We start from the raw sequence: 19,149 nt of genomic DNA on the forward strand, positions 1-19,149 counted from the left end.
TGCAGGTAATATCAACGGCCAGCCTGAAAACACAGCTGCTAAGTTTTTGATTAATGGAGGTTTTCCTTTAACAGATAAGGCAGAATTATATTTTAACGGAGCTTACGTATATAAAAAAGTAAATTCATTTGCTAACTATCGTACGCCATATTGGAGAACTACCGACGATGGTTTATTGACACCAGCAGGACAGCCTTATATGGGTTATGCACCAACATTTCAAGGTGATTTGAATGATTACAATGCAACTATCGGCTTGAAAAGTACACATAATGGTTGGAGTACAGATTTGAGTTTTACGACAGGTGGAAACAAGCAATTGTACACAGTATCGAATACTCGAAATAGAGATTTAGGTAAAAACTCACCGACTTATTTTAAACCGGGTGGATATCAATTTACAAACAATATTGGAAACATTGATGTTTCAAAACAGCTTTCGGATAAATTAAGCTTTGCATTTGGTTCTGAATTCCGTATGGAACAATTTACAGTTTTTGCAGGTGATTCAGCCTCTTACTATCTTTCTGGCGCTGATTCATTCCCAGGAACTCAACCAGGAAATGCTGGTATATTTTCACGTTTTAACTTTGGTGGATATATGGATTTGAGCTATGATATCACTAAAGATTTCTTGGTAAATGGTACAGTTCGTCAGGAACGTTATAGCGATTTTGGGGATGCAACCGTATACAAAATAAGCTCTCGCTACAAATTCAATGATGATAAAATTACCCTTCGTGGTTCATTCTCGACAGGTTTCCGTGCGCCATTATTGCACCAAATTTATCAGCAACAAGCTCAGGCAAGTTTTGTGCCTGGACAAGGTATCCAAACAAAAGGTATCGTAAACAACGTGTCTCCACAAGCATTTGCTTTGGGTGTACCAAAATTGACGCCTGAAAAATCAAATAACTTTACTTTAGGCCTAGGTTATAAGCCAAACAAAAACCTTAGTGTTACTTTGGACTACTATAATATCGTAGTAAAAGACCGTATTGTGTTAGGTTCGGAGATTGCAGGAACAGCTAGTGGAAATACAGCTTTAGACCAGATTTTGGTGAAAAATGGTATTGTTGCGGTTAGTTTCTTCTCAAATGCTTTGAATACTGTTACTTCTGGTTTGGACTATGTAGTGTCTTTACGCAACCTCGAATTGGGTTCTGGTAAATTAGCTGTAAACTTGGCTGGTAACTATACATTCGAAAATAAGTATACTTCTATCACAAACACGAAATTGATTGCAGATGCAGGTAAGTCTGTATTTGATAGAACTCAAGATGCATTATTGTTCCAATCTAGACCAAAATATAAAACAATTTTAGGTTTGGATTACACGGTAAAAGGTATCAACGTTAACTTGAACAATACTTTGTTCGGTCCAACTCGTTTCCATCAAAATGGTTTGGACGCAAACACTGATACAGAATTTGTGCCTGCTGTTTTGACAGATTTAGCTATCTCGTTGCCACTTTCAAAAGATATTACTTTCAATTTCAACGTAAACAATATCTTGAATGTAATGCCTAAATGGGACTTTATCGACCTAAAAACAGGTGTTAAAACGCGCTACGATGCTAGCAATAACGTACCTTCTCAAAAGTATTTCGAGCAATTTAACTTGATTACCTTCAATGGTCGTTATTCAAATGTTACTTACGATGGTTCGCAGTTTAATCAGCTTGGTACTACTTTCCAAGCTAGTTTGAATGTGAAATTCTAAGTAAAGATAATAGTAAGCCATCTGTGAAAGCAGATGGCTTTTTTGTTTTAAAATAGAAAAACAAAAGAAGAAACTGCAAAAAGAGGCTTTTAGTCTTTTTTTTATGCGATTTTGTCGCATACAATATGAAAGTTCACTGTATATACATATTTTTGTTACTGATTCTATTGCAATAAATCACAAGAACAAAATCAATGTCCGTTACAAAAAAATTACTCGCTACGCTTTTGATAGGAGCGGGCTTGTTTATATGCTCAACAAATGATGCCGACGCCCAATACGGTGGGGGCTATGGTGGTGGATACGGCGGAGGCTTTGGAGGCCGTAGGTTCGGCAGCGGTATCCCGCAAGCTGGGCAAGGCGATGATCGTAAAAGAGATAATACGCCCGACCCCGAGAAAATTGCAGAGGAAGAAACTCGTTGGATGACCAAGAAATTGAGTTTGAACGAGGATCAACAAATGAAAGTCGAAGATATCAACATCAAATATGCTTTCCAGCGATTGGACATGTATGAGGCGATAAAGAAGGCTACTAACAATGGAACAACTCCTCCTTCAGAAGAAACACGGATTAAACTTCGTGAGCAGATGCAGAAAATGAAGGTAGATAAAGATAATGATTTTAAAGCCGTTTTGACACCTGAGCAATATGAGATTTATCTCAAAAAGCGCAAAGACTAGGTCACGGCCAAAGACTTTTTGATTGAGAAGTTTAAAGAGGTTTATACAGCAAAGTCACTCCTAAATTAGGAGTGACTTTCTTTTTGTGCTTGTTTGGTAAAATAAAATTGCGCTTTTGACAAAATTGAAGCTTTTGACAATTAAAGCTCAGCCTAAAGTAATCACAAACTTTCTGACAAGAATCTTCTGAATTCAGTTTTGTTTTCGGTCCAGATTTTTTCAAAAACTTCAATCTTATCCCTTAATTCAACTAAATCTTCAAAAATAACTCTATCGCCTGCTGGATTGCCCTTTACTTTTTCTCCTAAATCATTATCAGTAATTTGTAGTTCGTGAGATAATTCGTCGTTTACCTCATCTTGTCTTATGAAAACACTTTCAAAATGCCCAACTTTCATTTTGACTTCTTGAGCTGTATTTTGAGATGAAACATTGGCCAGCTGATCTTGGAAAGTTTTAAGTTCATCTTTTACAAAATTTACTTTACTCTTCCACTCATTGATTTCTGAATGTAACTCGGTAATATGTTTTTTGTTACTCATGGTTGGTTATGGTTTTGGGTACATCAATTAATTATGCTGAATATACCGCCAATAATTTGGGTATAGTCAATTCAATATTGGGAAGATTTGAGAAGTTTTTCTTTCATTATTTATTAATCTTCTGTAGCAAAGTTGTATCGAAATTAATAGATGGGCTATGAGAAGAGTCAGTCAAAAATCCAACCTTTCTCAGGAGCATAAAAGCGCCTGTTAAAGCATTTTTCATTACAAAATCCTATCGTTTAATAAATATTGGAACAAAATTGTTTGGCTTGTGTTTTAGGGTAATTTGTTGTTTGTCAAAAAGTTATAATTACTTTTTTTAAAAAAAAAGGACATGTTGAAAAAAAGAAGTTATCTTAATTTACTTATATTTGTACTAAAACTGTTCGATTGCCGTTAACAAGAAAGTATCAACTCAAATAATTTTTTATGAAGCATTTAGCCCTTGTCCTTGTAGGATTGTTATTAGTAGTTTCATCTAGCTGTAAGAAAAATAACGTTTCTACGAAAACGAATACAGAAAAATTGACTGCCAAAGTATGGATGGTATCAGAAGTTTCTTCTACTGGTGGTTTGGTAGTAGTCTACAAAAGAGATTTAGCAAATAACGGATATGATTTATCTAAAGTTAGATTAGAATTCCTTGCCAATGGGACAATTCGTGGGGTAGATAACAATGGCAATACTTCTACTAGTGGTACTTGGAAGTTTGTAAATAATGAAACTCAAATAGAAATATCAGGTATTAACTTTGCGGGGATTACTTTTGGTACAATTACCGTTACCCGCTTAGAGGATGCAAACTTTGATTTTACAGGAACTGCATCGATTCCTCAGTTAGGAATTCCCTCAACTGATGCAACGGTGAAAATGATTCCAGCAAGCTAATTTTTAGTGAGTTCGTGGTTTTTTAATCATAAATTCATTATCGTCTTTAAAAATCCCCACCAGACTAATTTTATTTGTTTGATGGGGATTTTTAGTTAAAAGTACTGTTTTAAGTACGAAGCATTCTGCAAAATTAGAGTTATGTTTATGTTTTAGGCATAAGGCAGTAGTCACAAGGCAAAGAGTTGTGCTTGCCTAAGACCTACAGCCTACAGCACTCAAGTCGCACGATAACTTAATATGGCAAAAACTGCTTTAAATAGTTTCTTGCGGTCAGAATAGCCTTTTCGATATCAGCACTTGAGCCTTCGTAAGCTTTGTCTTCTACCTCGATTACAATAGGTCCTCGGTATCTAACATCATTGAGTGCAGATATAAATTTTGACCAGTTTATATCTCCAAGCCCTGGGAGTTTTGGCGAATGATACTCCAAAGGATTAGCCATAATACCAACTCTGTCTAGTTTTTCTTTATATACTTTAGCATCTTTTAGGTGAATATGGTGCAAACGTTCCGTGTAGTCATAAATAGGACGACAGTAGTCCATTTGTTGCCATAATAAGTGCGAAGGGTCATAGTTTAGCCCCAGTGTTGCTGAAGGGATAATCGTAAACATTTTGTCCCAAATAGCTGGAGTGGTAGCTAGGTTTTTGCCCCCTGGCCATTCGTCGTCTGTAAAAAACATTGGACAGTTTTCAATCCCTATTTTTACGCCGTTATCTTCTGCTAGTTTGACAATCTCTGGCCAAACTTCTTTGTATTTGTCGAGGTTGTAGGCAACATTTTTCGAAATATCTCTTCCGATAAAAGTATTCACTACAGGCACTCCCAATTGTGCTGCCGTCAGGATGATTTTCTTGATATGGTCTTGAAAAAACTTAGCTTGCGTTTCGTTGGCATCTAATGGATTTGGATAATACCCTAAACCAGAGATATAGATTCCTTTGGAGGCTACATATTGTTTGATATAGTCAACTTTTTCGGCAGTCAAAGATTCTACATCGATATGTGTAACCCCCGCATAACGACGGGCATCGGCATTTCCTGCGGGCCAACACATAATTTCAATACATTTAAAGCCGTTGGCTGCCACAAAATCTACCGCTTGCTCGAAGGTATTATCCGCTAAAATGGCACTTACAATTCCTAAATCTAACATGTTTTTGGATGGTTTTATCTTAGTTTATTAGTTGGATGTTTTTTAGAGAATTTTACAAATTTTTCTTCTTCAATTCATTTACCGCATAATTAACTGCTCTTGCGGTAAGTGCCATGAATGTCAACGAAGGGTTTTGATTACCAACCGAAGTCATTGCTGCACCGTCTGTTACAAATACATTTTTGCAATTATGTAGCTGATTATGAGCATTGAGCATTGAAGTTTTGGGGTCTTTGCCCATACGAACGCCACCCATCTCATGAATATCGAGCCCAGGGGATTGTTTGGTATCGTACATAAAAATATCCTTTATCCCTGATTTTTCTAATATTTCGCTAGCTTGAATATGAAAATCTTGCACCATTTTGGTATCGTTGGGCTCGTTGTATCCAATAGAGGTAATTAATTGAGGAACTCCCCAAGCGTCTTTATGTTCTTGAGAAAGTCTAACATGATTTTGCTCCTGTGGTACTGTTTCACCTTGCATCATAATAAACACCCCCCAAGGGCCAACTTCAGTAGATTCTCGTTTAAAGTCAGAACCAAATGCATCGCTCTGTATATTACGGTTCCAGCCCGTTCGGTAGGCCGAAAAAGCAACCATATAGCCTCTAAGAAAATCCGTTTCTTGTTTACGCAAGTTTCTGAAAGATGGCATAAACGCTGTAGTTGGTCGGCGCCCTAAGTAATATTCTTTCTCAAAACCTTCATACTTGCCGCCTCCAGCACCACGATAATTGTGGAAGGCAACATATTTCCCAAGCAAACCGCTATCGTTGCCAAGTCCATTCGGGAAGCGATTCGAGGTTGAATTGAGGAGTATCAAATTGGTATTTAAACAAGCAGCATTGACAAAGATTATTTTAGCGTAAAACTCTGTCATCTCTTTAGTTTGGGTATCGATGACCCTCACACCCGAAGCTTTTTGTTTTTTTTCATCAAAAATAATTGAATGAACTACCGAGTGGGGTCTTAAGGTGAGATTCCCGGTGCGGGCTGCCCAAGGTAGGGTAGAGGAGTTACTGCTAAAGTAAGCACCAAAAGGGCAACCTCGATAACATAAATGACGAGCTTGGCATTGACCTCTTCCTTGTTTAAGGTGGATTTCCTTGGGTTGGGTCAAGTGAGCACACCGACCAATGATTACCTGACGGTCTGTATAGTTTTGTTTTACACGTTGTTGGATATGTTTTTCGAGACAATTGAGCTCCCAAGGAGCTAAGAACTCCCCATCTGGAAGGCTGTCAATGCCATCCTTATTACCACTAATTCCCACAAATTTTTCTACCTTAGTGTACCAAGGAGCTAAATCTTTGTATCGAATAGGCCAATCAACGGCAAAACCATCTCGAGCTGGTGCCTCAAACTCAAAATCACTCCAACGCTGAGTTTGACGAGCCCAAATCAAAGATTTTCCACCGACTTGATAGCCCCGAATCCAATCGAAGGGTTTTTCTTGAACGTAGGGATGTTCGTGGTCTTTGACAAAAAAGTGTGAAGTAGCTTCATCATACGCATAGCAACGCTTCACGATAGGGTCTTTTTCTTGTTCTGCTAATGGAATTCTACCATGATGTGGCATATCCCAAGGATTGTACATGGCAGTTGGGTAATCTTCGACGTGCTTTACGTCTCGTCCTCGCTCAAGTACAAGGGTTTTGAGACCCGCCTCACAAAGTTCTTTGGCAGCCCAACCACCACTTATTCCTGAGCCAACAACGATGGCATCATAAGTTCTTGTTTTTTGTGAAGTTATATTCAAATTCATGTTGAAAATTGGGTTGTGTTTTTGATAAAGCTTAATCCTGATAGAATGAATCAATGCTTTTCAGCTTTTTATTAAAATTTATCAAAAAAAAAGAATAGCTTTTTCATCCTGAATTTAAGCTATTCTTAGTAATAATTGTTGTGGGTTTGTCTGGTTAGTTTACCAATTACTTATCCAGAAAACCCTTGATATGCGCTACCATTTGCTCTGATTGACAGGAGGTTGCCATGTGTCCACAATTGCCCTCTAACAAAACCAACGGGCACTTGAGTATTTTTGAAAGCTGTATAGCCGCCAAAGGGTTAACCATTTGGTCTTCGGGGGCTACTAATATCATTACCTTGGCCTTTACTAAGGTGGCTATTTCTTGAGGTGCTTTTCCCTGATAAATATCCTGCTGTAGCATAGCTCTTAGCTGCGAGGCCCAATCGTAAGCATTGAGCGTGCTTGCCTCTTTTTCAACTTTTTCGATAAGCTCTTTATAAGTATTTGAAGAGGTATTTTGGGCACGATATGAGGGCGTCCATAGGTGTATTTGATGCAGTGCATTTACCGATGCCATGGCTTCTTGGCTGTAATTTCCTCGCTCAATGATGTTTAATTGAAGATTCCAGAATAGTTTATCATAGCTACTTTGTTGTGGTGAACCAATAATGGGTATCACTTTGTCCATATAATCAGGATGGCTCACCAGCCATTGGAAGCTTTGCATACCGCCCATCGAAATACCTGTAACTGCGTATAAATGAGCCAATTTTAAATGTTCAGCACTCAGTTTGTAACTGGCCTCGACCATATCTCGAATACTAAAGACGGGGAAAAGCTGGTTTTTTTGAGAGAGGCTATTCGAAGGAGATGAAGAGACTCCATTGCCAAGGGCATCGACAATAACGACAAAATATTTGGTACTATCCACAAAACTGTTGGGCGCCGCTACAAAAGATTTTTGCTGGCTATTGCCTGTAAACCAAGTAGGCACTAATACGGCGTTGGATTTGTTTGCATTAAGTTTACCAAATGTTCGATAGCCGATTTTACAGTCTTTGATAACCTGTCCATTTTCAAGTTTAAAATCACCGAGTTGATAGAATTTTTGTTGGGCTATTGCCCAATTAGTAAGCCCACAAAAAAGTAGGAAAAGGATTTTTTTCATAGTTGGTAAAAGAAGTTATTGCTTAGTTGTTTTTCAGTTATTGGATATGCGCTTATAATCAGAGAGTTATGGTAAAAGTGTATCTCGAAAATACAATTAAGTATTCGCGCAGAATAAGATTTAAGTTATGTGCTTAGGCAAAAGGCAGCAGGCACAAGGCACAGATTGTTAAATTGTTTTTAGCAACGATGGATATGTATTTGCCGAATGCCAATAGCTGAAAGCAGAAAGCTAAAGAAAAAAAAGAGATTTTATTAAATTATAAAGACTTTTGCCTAATGCCTACGGCTTACAGCCTAGCACTTAAATCTAGCTAAACGAAAATTTAACTCACAATTCGTTCAAAAAAAAAGGGATTAAGGATTTTTTCCTTAATCCCTTAAAACTTAAATAGTTTTTGGGAAATGTGTCCTTGACCTAGACTGAATTATTCTTCATTGTCGTAATTGATTACCTGCATCTTACGACCTTTGATAACCTTACGGAATTTGTTCATTGTCAAGCGGTGTTCACGTTCGAAGCCTACATGATACATAGATCTTACCAGAAGCGTTAGCACAATTAGTACTAATTCAATCATATAAGGTGCTACAAATACCAAGGCAAGAGCAGAAGCTACCCCCGTTACTACAAAATAATACACATACCAAGACTCACCATTCTTTTCTCTTAATCTAAAAATTAGAGGCAAATGAAAAGGTAATGCCCATAAAATATTTTTGTTATTCTCTGTTACTCCATGATTAGTCCCGAACCATAAAAATACTAAAATCCAACCAATAAAACCAGCAATACTGAATAGGATTTTATCAAATTTATATCCTTTTTGTCGTCTTTTCCAATGATCATAAGTTTTCCAACAAGTAAAAAGTAAAACCACTAGGAAAAAGAAAGCGGGTTGGAGGAAAAAAGGCATAGGTTTTACTTCCTCTTTGGTTATCGGATACATAGGTGCTTCTGTGTCAACCAAGTAGCGAAGTACTCGGCGAGTCATTCTTTTAGCAGCGCCTAGGCTTCTTTTGAGATTTGCAGGGATATAATTGGCTTCGTACTGAGTGGTGCGCTCGTCTGCATCTGAGCCCAGTGCAATATTCATTGCAACGGCAGGCCATCGCATATCGCCTGCATAGAGTGACTTATTCATCCATTGTCTGAAGGTAGTGTCGCTCATGGTTTGCAAATTAGCGAAGTGCACACTATCGGTACATGCTACCACAATTGCTTCACGTACCCGAGTGGCGCAGTTATCTGTAAAAAATTTATATTGATAGGTACGTTTGCTTGGGTCGTTATAAGTTTTGTCGAGTTCTTCAAAAATTCGCTGTTTTTGAGCTAATGCCATATCTAGTACCTGCTCAGTCATGCCTCGCTTCATGTACTGATAATAGGCCATATAATCTCCAATTGGACGATACTCCATTTTGTAGGGTAAGGTTCCTTGGATAAATTTCCAGTAAAAGTTAGGAGTACTAAAATCGTAAACGCCCCAGTTATAAGCACGATCAACGCCATTGGCAGGGTCATAAATCCATAAGAGGGAGTGACCAAATACATCATTCAACTCCTTACCCGGGTCGATTGTAATAACACTAACTTTGGCACTTTCTGAAAGTTTCTGAGCGTTGACCGAAAAGAAACAACTACCCAGAAAACAAAATAACAAAATAATTTTAGATAGAATGTTGAGGTTTTTCATGTAGTTGAGGTTTTACAATGGCTATAAAAGCATTCGTTTGGATTGTACTAAAATCAGATATTTAGATTCTAATAATACAACTCAGGGGGAATAGACTATTATTAGTTTTGGCGATAGTTTATGTAAATTATCAATATTTCATCAAAAATAGAAACATTTTATCTCACAATCGCTGAAAATTTATTCTTTCCCTGCAATTACAAGAACTATTTCACCTTTTATCGTATTTGGATTTTCTTGATAATGTTTCAATACTTCAGCTAAGCTCCCTCTGATATTTTCTTCAAACATTTTGGTGAGCTCTCTCGACACACAAGCTTGTCTATCCGCACCCAGATATTCTCCTAATTGTTCAAGGGTTTTGATTAAACGATGAGGTGATTCATAAAAAATCATCGTACGCTCTTCGTTTTGAAGATTTTGCAAGCGAGTTTGGCGTCCTTTTTTATGCGGTAAAAATCCTTCGAAAGTAAAGCGGTCAGAAGGTAGTCCCGAATTGACAAGTGCAGGTACAAAGGCTGTTGCTCCTGGGAGGCATTCAATTTCCAAACCTTGTTTCAAACACTCCCGAACCAACAAAAAACCTGGGTCAGAAATGGCAGGTGTACCTGCATCCGAAACAAGAGCAAGGTTTTTTCCTTCTTTCAACATTTTGATGATACCCGCAGCACTATGATGCTCGTTGTGGGCATGGTGTGCAAAAAGGGGCTTAGAGATACCCAAATGTTTTAAAAGCATACCAGAGTTTCGAGTATCCTCTGCCAAAATACCATCTACCTGTTGCAGTATTTTAACGGCACGAAGGGTAATATCATCAAGATTGCCAATGGGAGTTGGCACTAAATACAATTTACTCATTAGTTCAATGTCCAAAAATAATCTTTATAAAAGTGCATCAATTGCCTTAGCCAAGGCATGGTCTTTCTCTGTAACGGTATTGCCAGCATCGTGCGTAGTAAGTTCGATGGTAACCGTATTCCAAACATTCGACCACCAAGGATGATGATTCTGTTGTTCGGCCAAAAGTGCCACACGGGTCATAAAGCCAAAAGCTTCTGAAAAATCCTTAAACTGAAAAGTACGTTGTAATTTTTGGTCTTTTTCTATCCACATAGTCGATGAAGAGGGCTAAATGCAAAAAGGATGCTTAATCAAGCCCGAAGATACTTGATTTTTGAGGGAAAATGATGATGTCGTGGGAAAAATAGGGTAAAAATAGGGAACAGACACCAAGGCATAAAGTGACATAGTGTTTTCAGAATCTTTTACGAGCTTTTTAAACAAAGTAAATTTTACTTTCAATCACTCTGTGCCTGTTGCCTGTTCCCTCTTTTTTATCCCCCCATTTTCTTTCGCCACTCCAAAGGTGTTATGCCTTCTGAATGAGAAAACCATCGACTAATATGACTATGGTCGTTGAACCCCAATTCAAAGGCTATTTCTTTTACACTCTTATTGGTGGAAAGTAATTGTTTGAATCGGGAGAGTTTTCGTACTTGTATTTCTTGGAAAATCGAATGCCCGATGGCTTTTTGGAATTTTTGATTTAATACTTTTACAGAAGTATTACTTACTTGTACAACGTCTTGTACTTCAATAGCTTTATGAATATTGGCAGAAATAAATTGGATAGCCTTGTTTACTTCTTTGTCAGTAATAGCCATGGTTTCCGTGGAGCTTCGTTCGACGACTTCTAGGGCTTCGGTTAAAATAATGGGTTGCTCTGGCGCTTTACCTTGCAACATATTACTTAGCGTCGAACAAATGTTGAAAGCTGTACTTTGATGATTGCGAGCAATGCTCGAGAGGTTGGGATAGGTAATATTACAAATTAATTCATCGTTGTCTATGCCCAAAACTGCTATTTCATGCGGTACTTTTACTTGTGCCATCGAACAAGCATTGATAAGTATTTGTCCAAAATCGTCATTACAACATAAAACGCCTGTGGGTTTTGAGAGAGATTTTATCCAAGTAATCAAATTTTCAAAATTGTAAGAAAGTACATCTTCTTCATTCCCTTTGAGTAAAAATGAGCTAAACTGTGCCTTCGAAGAAACAGCCATTTCCTGAAAAAAGGACATTCTTTGTACCGACCATTCTAGGTTTTCTATTCCTAAAAAAGCCAAACTTTTGAATCCTTTTCTGGTAAAATATTGACTCGCCAACTTAGCATCTGATAAATAATTGCCCTTCACATAAGGAATACCCTCCACATGATTAACAGAGGTTACCTGAATGATTGGAATACCTAAGTCGGCCACTAAAGCAACATCTTCGCTATTTTCTAAAATACAGGCATCTGGTTTTATCGACTCAATTAGACTGATTCGGTTGGTTGCCTGATTATTTTTTAGAAAATAAACTGGTTCAAAAATAATATCCCAATGACTAATCTGATTGTTGTAGTCATAAATACCACGCAACAAATCACGACTATACCCTCGATTAGACTCAAGATGGATAAATACTTTGTGAGACATGGCTTTTTGTTTTGAATAATACTTTTCCAAAAATACAGAATTTGGAAATAATTGGCGATATAATAACCAAAAATGGTGTCCTATTGTCAATTTTCACTTTTTACTTTTGTAAAAAATCAAAAAGTAAAAACCATGAGTTCTTCTGTTAACATAAGAGATTTTAAATTATACAAGGCAGTGGCGCCCTTAAAAAAGCCAATTGCTGATGCGACACATACGCTACACGAAATTTCGTTTTTGGTATTGCGTTTACAGCTCGAAAATGGTATCGTTGGCGAATCTTATCTGCTCTCATTTCAATATTCTCCTTATGCCATTCAAGGGGCTTTCAGAGATTTATTGCCACTTGTAAAAGGCTATGCAGCCTATGAAACGGGAAAGGTTTATCAGAAATTAGACGAAGCCAACGAATATTTTGGCAATCAAGGTATCAACCGTTGGGTTCAGGCCGCCGTCAATATTGCCATGTGGGATGCTTGGGGCAAATGTTTGAATCAGTCTGTTGGCAAGCTTTTGGGTACTTATCGTGATAAATGTGCAATCTATGGCAGTGGGGGCTGGCTTTCATATACGACTGACGAACTACTTGCCGAAGTGACGGATTATGTATCCAGAGGCTTTCAGGCAGTAAAAATCAAAGTGGGCAATCCTGATTGGCGTACAGATTTGGAGCGTTTGAGAATAGTGAGAGAAGCCGTCGGTAATCAGGTAAATATCATGATGGATGCCAATCAGGGTATGAAGTTGCCTTCGGCATTACAACTAGCAAAAGCTGCGCAAGATTTGAATATCTTTTGGTTTGAAGAACCACTTCACCATCAGGATTTTGAAGGATATAAGGCACTCAAACAACAAGCGGGCATATCTTTAGCGATGGGCGAGCGTGAATATGATACCTTACCATTGGTGGAATTATTGAAGCGAAATGCATTGGATATTTGGCAACCCGATATTCTCAGAATTGGTGGAGTAGAAGCTTGGCGAGAGTCTGCCTTATTGGCTAATAGTCATCATATTCCTGTTTTACCACATTATTACAAAGACTACGATGTGCCTTTGGTTTGTTCAATTCCAAATGGAGTAGGCGTAGAGTCCTTTGATTGGATTGACCCATTAATCGATAATCCGATGACAGTAAAAGATGGCTTTGCTTATCCACATCAAGGAGCAGGTTGGGGATTCAATTTTGTCGATGATACTTTAGAACTGATTTTTTAGGTATGAATATTTTTTCATTAAAAGGCAAAAGAGCTTTGGTGACAGGCGGAGGTACTGGTATTGGATTAGGAATCAGTAAAGCGCTCATCGAAGCTGGAGCCGAGGTAATTATTACAGGACGAAGAGAAGACGTTTTACAAGATGCTTTTAAGCAACTAGGAGAAAATGCTCGATATCGTATTTTCGACGTAACTCACAAAAAGGAAATTTCGGCATTTATTCAAGATTTAGAGACTCAGTTTGGTGGTATCGATATTTTGGTTAACAATGCAGGAATACACTTGAAAAAGTTTTCAAACGAAACAACCGATGAAGAATTTGAAAGTATCATTCAGACCAATTTGTTATCCGTTTTTTCACTTACCAGAGAATGTGCCAAATATATGGCACAACGTAAAAGAGGAGTAATCTTGTTTATTGGCTCAATGGCAGGACTCTTTGGTATAGACCGTGTCTCTGCCTACGGGACCTCCAAGGCAGCGCTGACAGGTTTGATGCAAAATCTGGTAACGGAGTATTCTAAGGATTTGATTCGAGTAAATACCATCGCCCCTGGTTGGATAGAATCTCCTATGTTTTTGAATGCCATCAATACAGATTTAGCAAGAAAAGAAAAAATCACTAATCGCATAGCCATGCCAAGTTATGGTACACCAGCCGACATAGGGCATACGGCGGTGTTTTTAGCTTCGGAGGCCGCGCGATATATTACAGGTGTTGTATTACCTGTAGATGGCGGTGCATCAGTTAATTTTTAACAAAAAACCTGATTCAATTTTGTTGAATCAGGTTTTTTGTTTTACAAGTTTAGGTATTTATTGAAAATATAGTCATGATTTTATTAGAAATAATTTGTGCTTTTTGCTTACAAAATATAGCCTAACTAACCGTGAACACAAAGTGGCAATCATTAGAAAATTACATTCAAAACTCATTATTCAGCAATAGTAGTCTATTTTGGTTTGGCGTATTCTAGTACTGCTTTATCTACAAATAATCCATAAAGTATGAATGCGACCGTAGACACAATAACAACAAGTATGTATGCCAGCAAAGTAAGTGCCATCACTGCAAGAATTTTGATAATAATCTTTTTGAGAGGAATCTGATTGTAAAAACCTTTGAAAAACCAAACTAAAATAAAGGGAAGTATCAAAAAAGAACTTTGTGAAACGAGCATCAATTTTTCTGGACTTTGTCTAAAAAGAAAGAGTATTGGGTACAAGACAATTATGCTTACGAGGGTGTAATAAGACACTACATACGAGTTCATAACGATATGCTCATAATAATTATGTCCCAGCTTTTTGAATGGAATTCGGGTAATAAAAGCAAAAACGGGTAAGAGCAATATCATGAGTATTGCATAATAACTTGAAATAGCTGCAAAGATATCCGACATGAGCTTTGAATTAATGTGCTGCTGCTCGGTATATTTTTTCATGATATCGTTTAAATTCAATAAACTTACTGATATAAAAATTGAAATACCAGCTAGCACAAAAGTAAGAGCGATAGGTTTGTAATGGTCGACTCGGTTGCCTTCCATATACTCACGAGCGGTTTTGCCAGGATTGCGAAGAATTTTTAACACCGAATAAAAAAAGCCTTTGTTAACATCCACAAAAATATCTTGAATCTCCTCTACCACATATTGTCGATTTATTCGTTTATATCTTCTTTGTCCACAGTTCGGGCAAAAGTTAGCAGTAATAATTTCTTTGCAGTTTTTGCAATTTTCTTCAAGCATTGTATTTCAATTTGAGTTTTGGAAAATACCTATTTTCCTGAGTAATAGGCTACGCAGGTTTTAACAAAAAGGGGGATTGACATTAGAGTTAGCCTCGAAACAGAAATGTTACAAAGCTGAGGATACATTTTACTGATAAAATGCCAGTGGTTGAAAATTTGACGCCGTAAGGTATAAAGGTTTCATAAGTGTCGGTTTAAAAATGTATTAAAATGGAGCTCATTATTATTCATTTTCCTTCTTGCCTTTAAACAAAAAGTATAGTCCCGCTGTCAGGGAAATACCATACACTATGTCGAGATAAGGTCTTTTAAAGGTTGAGGTAGCAAAGTCAAAATCCTTGTATAGACCAGTTGCAATAATAATGACAATAAGTAGCATCGGGAAATTTACATTTTGGTTTTTCATCTTGAAAAAATTAGTTTAGAAATAGTAAAACAAAAATCTAAGAGAATTGAGGCGAAAATTTTATTGGGAGATATATTACTATAGGTAAGTTAAGAGAGGTTATTAGTTAACAGTATATCAGTTATTGTAATATATTCATAATTAAAAAGTTATCTTCAACTTTTACCTTTGACATACGATTGATTTAATCTTTCCTGCTACTTAGTATAAAAGATTAAATTAATAGTATAATAGAGGTGAAATTTAACTATAATCTTTTGATTATGAGTGTTTTAAAATTACCTACATACTATTAGCTAATAACATTTTCCTACTTAAAGATAGCAGGAGCATAGAATATAACTCACTGTTAGAAATTTGAAAATATACAATAGTAGAGGTAAATTCTAATAAAACCTTGAGTTTTTATCTATTAGTAGTAGAAAACTGTACGATAAAGGCGGGAAGAGTCAAAAACAAAAAAAGCCCACCGTAATGGTGGGCTTTTTGTTGGTAGAGAGCGAGGGATTCGAACCCCCGGACCTGTTACAGTCAACAGTTTTCAAGACTGCCGCAATCGACCACTCTGCCAGCTCTCTGTGTTTTGATGATGCAAAATTAGTCTTTTGCACAATACGATGCAAACTTTTTTTACAACTTCAATTGAAATATTTCCTAAAAAAGTACTTAAAGTTTTAGTAGTATTTTCGTAATCAGAATATTACGAGGAGAGGTAAATCCTGAAAAAAAATGAAAATATTTTTGGAATAGTCACTAGCGAGAACTTAAAAACTCGCTAGTAACGCTTATTATGCCTCAAATTTTTTGAAAATAGAGGAAGCAGTATGTCCTCCAAAACCAAATGAATTGTTTAAAGCATATCTGATTGGCTTCTCTAATTTTTCTCCTAAAACTATCTGAACATGTTGTGGAATCTCTGGGTCTAAGTCCGTAACATTTATGGTAGGAGGGATAGTATCATGCTGAACAGCCAATACACAGTAAATACTTTCAATAGCTCCAGCAGCACCCAATAAGTGCCCAGTCATAGATTTTGTAGCTGAAATAGCCGTGTTGCTGTTGCCAAAAATGGCAGAAATTGCTTTTATTTCACTCAAATCGCCTACACCTGTTGAGGTGGCGTGTGCATTGATGTAGTCAATATCTTCGGGGTTTAATCCTGCATCTTTTAAGGCATTGAGCATTCCTAATTTTGCGCCTAAGCCATCGGGAGATGTGCCAGTCAGGTGATAGGCGTCAGCGGCCATACCACCTCCAGCAATTTCCGCCAAGATTGTTGCTCCTCTTTGCACAGCATATTCATAATCTTCCAAGATTAAAGCGCCTGCGCCTTCAGCCGCCACAAATCCTGTACGATTGACATCAAAAGGTTGCGAAGCAGAACTTACATTGTTTTTAGATAGGGCTTGAGCTGCTCCAAAGCCACCGATCGTACCAGGCGTAATAGCTGCTTCAGAGCCACCAACAATCATTACTTTGGCACGCCCCAGTCTGATATTATCAAGTGCATTGATTATGGCAGTATTGGAAGATGCACAAGCAGAAACTGTACAGTAATTGGGTCCTAACAAACCATTTCTGATTGAAATAACGCCAGCAGCAATATCTACAATCATTTTTGGAACAAAATATGGATTGAATCTCGGCGTGCCATCGCCAGTAAAGAATTCCTGTAATTGATCCTCAAATGTTTGCATACCACCTTGACCAGTCGCCCAGATTACACCAATTTCGGCTCTTTGGGCTTCAGTCATTGTGGCAAATTGCAATTGCGATTGTTGAATTGCCTGTTCACTCGCTGCCACGGCATATTGAGTAAACAAATCGTATTTACGAATTTCTTTTTTCTCAAAATAATCGAGCGGATTAAAGTTTTTAACTTCACCTGCTATCTGAGTTTTAAATTTGCTTGCATCAAATTTGGTAATGTGGCCAATGCCCGAAATACCTTTGAGACTATTTTCCCAAAAACTAGCAACATCATTTCCCAAAGGAGAAATAACACCGAGTCCTGTGATTACTACGCGTTTCATAATGCTGAATTTAAGGCAGTAAATGCCTGTTCTGGTGATTGAAGATAAAGTTGAAATAAAGAATCGGTTAATCCAACATCTACTTCATATTGTGCTTCCTTTGAATACTTTACAAAAATGTACCGTTCGGTATATTTTTGTGTAAAAAAAATTATAACGAGTTTATTAAATTTTCAACAGTCTTCATAAGACTTTGCATATAGTCTAATTTACCACTGACTTTGGTAAGCATAACAGCTCCTTCAATGGTAGCTATAATTTGCAATGCTAAATCTTCTGCGTTGTTTTCTGAACGAAATTCTCCTGCTTTTATACCTTCATTGATTAAAAATATTAGGGTATTTTTCCAAGAATTAATGGCTTTGCTAACCTCTTCACACATAAATGGTAGTGTGTCGTCTACCTCGATAGCGGTATTCAGAATCACACAACCGCCGACAGGAAACCTAGGGTCATCAAATAAAGTATAGATTCGTGGATAACAAAGAATCTTGCCTCTAAAGGTTGATTCTCGTGCCATTTCTTCTGCTACAAGGTTGGTAACCTTTTTGAAATTATAGCGAAACACTTCAAGCGCTACTTCATCTTTATTTTTGAAGTTGCCATAAATACTTCCTTTAGTCAGCCCTGTAGCCTCCGTCATATCCTGCAAAGAAGTAGCCGCAATTCCTTTGGTATTGAAAAGAGTTGCGGTTTTCTCTATGATAAACTGTTTGGTACGTTCGGCTTTCCCCATGACTAAGCAAATACTGAATAAATAATTATGAAGTAAAAATATACCGTTCGGTATTATTTTGCAACTATTTTTTATTTTTTCGAAAGAAAAATACATATCTCCTTTAAATGAAGAGTGCAAATTATAATAATTGGAAGTTTTAATTGTATTTTATTTAAAATGTGATAAATTAGTGATGAAGACGAGCGCTGTTTCGTCCTTTAAAAAATTAGCGTGTCAACCTAAATATAGAAACAAATGAAAATACTTGCTTACTTATCTATCGTGCTCGTAGGACTTGTATTTAGCGCTTGTCAGCGTGAGGTTCAGCCGTATGTCCTATATTATAGCAGTGCGCAATTCAAAACGCAACAAGGTGATACTTTAGCGTCGTTGAAGACAATCAAAAATGGGATCATCTTTAATAAACATATCACATTGGTGATGCGAGATGGAAGTCGTAAAGAAATATCGAAGGAAGGACTTTGGGGTTATTCACAAGGAGATAAAGTGTATCGAAATTATGGAGATAGGTTTATTCGGGTAGTTACGCCATATTCAGATAGTACTATAAAGTATATGGCAGATAGAAGTGTTACTTTTTGGACATCCAATGGCAACCGAACGATGAACCAAGTGATGTTATTATACAGTAAAGACTTGGATTCAAAAGTTTACACTTCTGTAAAAAAGGCGAAGCGATAGAAATAGAAAAAGCCCACCGTAATGGTGGGCTTTTTTTTGGTAGAGAGCGAGGGATTCGAACCCCCGGACCTGTTACAGTCAACAGTTTTCAAGACTGCCGCAATCGACCACTCTGCCAGCTCTCTGTGTTTTGATGATGCAAAATTAGTACTTTTTTACTTTGTCTCCAAATTCGTTTTACAAAAAAAACAAAATAAAATAGTGAGCAGAACCTCCTGTCTT

At 37.3% G+C, this 19,149-nt stretch carries 18 protein-coding genes and 2 tRNA genes; 6 read left to right on the forward strand and 14 right to left on the reverse strand.

Annotated features, from left to right (window positions below):
* Together ACOVQ4_RS14105 and ACOVQ4_RS14110 are read left to right on the forward strand one after the other, a co-directional pair.
* Positions 1-1,723 (forward strand): TonB-dependent receptor plug domain-containing protein (locus ACOVQ4_RS14105; RefSeq protein WP_421821271.1); only part of this gene is annotated, 1,723 nt, incomplete at its 5' end.
* Positions 1,724-1,917: 194 nt separating this feature from the next.
* Positions 1,918-2,406, forward strand: a complete 489-nt coding sequence (locus ACOVQ4_RS14110; protein ID WP_421821272.1) for a hypothetical protein — start codon at positions 1,918-1,920, stop codon at positions 2,404-2,406.
* Between the two features lie 161 nt (positions 2,407-2,567).
* Here ACOVQ4_RS14110 and ACOVQ4_RS14115 read toward each other — a convergent pair whose 3' ends face one another.
* Entirely contained in the window at positions 2,568-2,948 is a 381-nt protein-coding gene (locus tag ACOVQ4_RS14115) for a hypothetical protein (protein ID WP_421821273.1), read from the reverse strand.
* A 432-nt stretch (positions 2,949-3,380) separates the two neighbouring features.
* Here ACOVQ4_RS14115 and ACOVQ4_RS14120 point away from each other — a divergent pair, with 432 nt between their 5' ends.
* Entirely contained in the window at positions 3,381-3,839 is a 459-nt protein-coding gene (locus ACOVQ4_RS14120; protein ID WP_421821274.1) for a hypothetical protein, read from the forward strand.
* 235 nt (positions 3,840-4,074) lie between these two features.
* Here the strand turns inward: ACOVQ4_RS14120 and ACOVQ4_RS14125 are convergent, their stop codons facing one another.
* The 7 genes from ACOVQ4_RS14125 to ACOVQ4_RS14155 all read right to left on the reverse strand — a co-directional run bounded on the left by ACOVQ4_RS14125 (position 4,075) and on the right by ACOVQ4_RS14155 (position 12,098).
* Complete coding sequence (locus tag ACOVQ4_RS14125) at positions 4,075-4,998, reverse strand: sugar phosphate isomerase/epimerase family protein (protein WP_421821275.1); 924 nt, start codon at positions 4,996-4,998, stop codon at positions 4,075-4,077.
* A 52-nt stretch (positions 4,999-5,050) separates the two neighbouring features.
* Positions 5,051-6,766 carry a GMC oxidoreductase gene (locus ACOVQ4_RS14130; RefSeq protein ID WP_421821276.1) on the reverse strand — a complete coding sequence of 572 codons (1,716 nt, stop codon included), beginning with the start codon at positions 6,764-6,766 and terminating at the stop codon, positions 5,051-5,053.
* Between the two features lie 166 nt (positions 6,767-6,932).
* Positions 6,933-7,919, reverse strand: a complete 987-nt coding sequence (locus tag ACOVQ4_RS14135; protein WP_421821277.1) for an alpha/beta hydrolase — start codon at positions 7,917-7,919, stop codon at positions 6,933-6,935.
* 427 nt (positions 7,920-8,346) lie between these two features.
* Positions 8,347-9,615, reverse strand: a complete 1,269-nt coding sequence (locus ACOVQ4_RS14140) for a DUF4105 domain-containing protein (protein WP_421821278.1) — start codon at positions 9,613-9,615, stop codon at positions 8,347-8,349.
* Between the two features lie 180 nt (positions 9,616-9,795).
* Positions 9,796-10,473 (reverse strand): 16S rRNA (cytidine(1402)-2'-O)-methyltransferase, encoded by a 678-nt coding sequence (gene rsmI / locus ACOVQ4_RS14145; protein WP_421821279.1) that lies wholly within the window; start codon positions 10,471-10,473, stop codon positions 9,796-9,798.
* Positions 10,474-10,497: 24 nt separating this feature from the next.
* The gene (locus ACOVQ4_RS14150; protein WP_421821280.1) at positions 10,498-10,728 is read right to left on the reverse strand and encodes a 4a-hydroxytetrahydrobiopterin dehydratase; all 231 of its coding nucleotides are present in this window, start codon (positions 10,726-10,728) and stop codon (positions 10,498-10,500) included.
* A gap of 221 nt (positions 10,729-10,949) precedes the next feature.
* Entirely contained in the window at positions 10,950-12,098 is a 1,149-nt protein-coding gene (locus ACOVQ4_RS14155) for a DNA-binding transcriptional regulator (protein ID WP_421821281.1), read from the reverse strand.
* A 132-nt stretch (positions 12,099-12,230) separates the two neighbouring features.
* On the opposite strand from ACOVQ4_RS14155, the gene ACOVQ4_RS14160 reads away from it, so the two are divergent.
* Together ACOVQ4_RS14160 and ACOVQ4_RS14165 are read left to right on the forward strand one after the other, a co-directional pair.
* Positions 12,231-13,316, forward strand: a complete 1,086-nt coding sequence (locus ACOVQ4_RS14160) for a mandelate racemase/muconate lactonizing enzyme family protein (protein WP_421821282.1) — start codon at positions 12,231-12,233, stop codon at positions 13,314-13,316.
* 2 nt (positions 13,317-13,318) lie between these two features.
* Positions 13,319-14,074, forward strand: a complete 756-nt coding sequence (locus tag ACOVQ4_RS14165; RefSeq protein ID WP_421821283.1) for an SDR family NAD(P)-dependent oxidoreductase — start codon at positions 13,319-13,321, stop codon at positions 14,072-14,074.
* 194 nt (positions 14,075-14,268) lie between these two features.
* On the opposite strand, the gene ACOVQ4_RS14170 is transcribed toward ACOVQ4_RS14165, so the two are convergent.
* The 5 genes from ACOVQ4_RS14170 to ACOVQ4_RS14190 all read right to left on the reverse strand — a co-directional run bounded on the left by ACOVQ4_RS14170 (position 14,269) and on the right by ACOVQ4_RS14190 (position 18,243).
* On the reverse strand, positions 14,269-15,066 hold the full coding sequence (locus tag ACOVQ4_RS14170) for a DUF3667 domain-containing protein (RefSeq protein ID WP_421821284.1): 798 nt from the start codon (positions 15,064-15,066) through the stop codon (positions 14,269-14,271).
* Positions 15,067-15,291: 225 nt separating this feature from the next.
* The gene (locus tag ACOVQ4_RS14175; RefSeq protein ID WP_421821285.1) at positions 15,292-15,474 is read right to left on the reverse strand and encodes a hypothetical protein; all 183 of its coding nucleotides are present in this window, start codon (positions 15,472-15,474) and stop codon (positions 15,292-15,294) included.
* Positions 15,475-15,964: 490 nt separating this feature from the next.
* A tRNA-Ser gene (locus ACOVQ4_RS14180) sits at positions 15,965-16,052 on the reverse strand.
* A 210-nt stretch (positions 16,053-16,262) separates the two neighbouring features.
* Positions 16,263-17,507 (reverse strand): beta-ketoacyl-ACP synthase II, encoded by a 1,245-nt coding sequence (gene fabF, locus ACOVQ4_RS14185; RefSeq protein ID WP_421821286.1) that lies wholly within the window; start codon positions 17,505-17,507, stop codon positions 16,263-16,265.
* A gap of 151 nt (positions 17,508-17,658) precedes the next feature.
* Positions 17,659-18,243 (reverse strand): TetR/AcrR family transcriptional regulator, encoded by a 585-nt coding sequence (locus ACOVQ4_RS14190; RefSeq protein WP_421821287.1) that lies wholly within the window; start codon positions 18,241-18,243, stop codon positions 17,659-17,661.
* Between the two features lie 237 nt (positions 18,244-18,480).
* On the opposite strand from ACOVQ4_RS14190, the gene ACOVQ4_RS14195 reads away from it, so the two are divergent.
* Entirely contained in the window at positions 18,481-18,927 is a 447-nt protein-coding gene (locus tag ACOVQ4_RS14195; protein WP_421821288.1) for a hypothetical protein, read from the forward strand.
* Between the two features lie 37 nt (positions 18,928-18,964).
* On the opposite strand, the gene ACOVQ4_RS14200 is transcribed toward ACOVQ4_RS14195, so the two are convergent.
* Positions 18,965-19,052, reverse strand: a tRNA-Ser gene (locus ACOVQ4_RS14200).
* Between the last annotated feature and the right edge of the window lie 97 nt (positions 19,053-19,149).

The organism is Flectobacillus sp., from assembly GCF_049240685.1.
GTDB lineage: Bacteria > Bacteroidota > Bacteroidia > Cytophagales > Spirosomataceae > Flectobacillus.

What these genes read in the sequence shown, in the direction of transcription:
- ACOVQ4_RS14110 (WP_421821272.1), top strand. Translation starts at nt 1,918, where the DNA reads ATGTCCGTTACAAAAAAATTACTCGCTACGCTTTTGATAGGAGCGGGC.
- ACOVQ4_RS14115 (WP_421821273.1), bottom strand. Translation starts at nt 2,948, where the DNA reads ATGAGTAACAAAAAACATATTACCGAGTTACATTCAGAAATCAATGAG.
- ACOVQ4_RS14120 (WP_421821274.1), top strand. Translation starts at nt 3,381, where the DNA reads ATGAAGCATTTAGCCCTTGTCCTTGTAGGATTGTTATTAGTAGTTTCA.
- ACOVQ4_RS14125 (WP_421821275.1), bottom strand. Translation starts at nt 4,998, where the DNA reads ATGTTAGATTTAGGAATTGTAAGTGCCATTTTAGCGGATAATACCTTC.
- ACOVQ4_RS14130 (WP_421821276.1), bottom strand. Translation starts at nt 6,766, where the DNA reads ATGAATTTGAATATAACTTCACAAAAAACAAGAACTTATGATGCCATC.
- ACOVQ4_RS14135 (WP_421821277.1), bottom strand. Translation starts at nt 7,919, where the DNA reads ATGAAAAAAATCCTTTTCCTACTTTTTTGTGGGCTTACTAATTGGGCA.
- ACOVQ4_RS14140 (WP_421821278.1), bottom strand. Translation starts at nt 9,615, where the DNA reads ATGAAAAACCTCAACATTCTATCTAAAATTATTTTGTTATTTTGTTTT.
- rsmI (WP_421821279.1), bottom strand. Translation starts at nt 10,473, where the DNA reads ATGAGTAAATTGTATTTAGTGCCAACTCCCATTGGCAATCTTGATGAT.
- ACOVQ4_RS14150 (WP_421821280.1), bottom strand. Translation starts at nt 10,728, where the DNA reads ATGTGGATAGAAAAAGACCAAAAATTACAACGTACTTTTCAGTTTAAG.
- ACOVQ4_RS14155 (WP_421821281.1), bottom strand. Translation starts at nt 12,098, where the DNA reads ATGTCTCACAAAGTATTTATCCATCTTGAGTCTAATCGAGGGTATAGT.
- ACOVQ4_RS14160 (WP_421821282.1), top strand. Translation starts at nt 12,231, where the DNA reads ATGAGTTCTTCTGTTAACATAAGAGATTTTAAATTATACAAGGCAGTG.
- ACOVQ4_RS14165 (WP_421821283.1), top strand. Translation starts at nt 13,319, where the DNA reads ATGAATATTTTTTCATTAAAAGGCAAAAGAGCTTTGGTGACAGGCGGA.
- ACOVQ4_RS14170 (WP_421821284.1), bottom strand. Translation starts at nt 15,066, where the DNA reads ATGCTTGAAGAAAATTGCAAAAACTGCAAAGAAATTATTACTGCTAAC.
- ACOVQ4_RS14175 (WP_421821285.1), bottom strand. Translation starts at nt 15,474, where the DNA reads ATGAAAAACCAAAATGTAAATTTCCCGATGCTACTTATTGTCATTATT.
- fabF (WP_421821286.1), bottom strand. Translation starts at nt 17,507, where the DNA reads ATGAAACGCGTAGTAATCACAGGACTCGGTGTTATTTCTCCTTTGGGA.
- ACOVQ4_RS14190 (WP_421821287.1), bottom strand. Translation starts at nt 18,243, where the DNA reads ATGGGGAAAGCCGAACGTACCAAACAGTTTATCATAGAGAAAACCGCA.
- ACOVQ4_RS14195 (WP_421821288.1), top strand. Translation starts at nt 18,481, where the DNA reads ATGAAAATACTTGCTTACTTATCTATCGTGCTCGTAGGACTTGTATTT.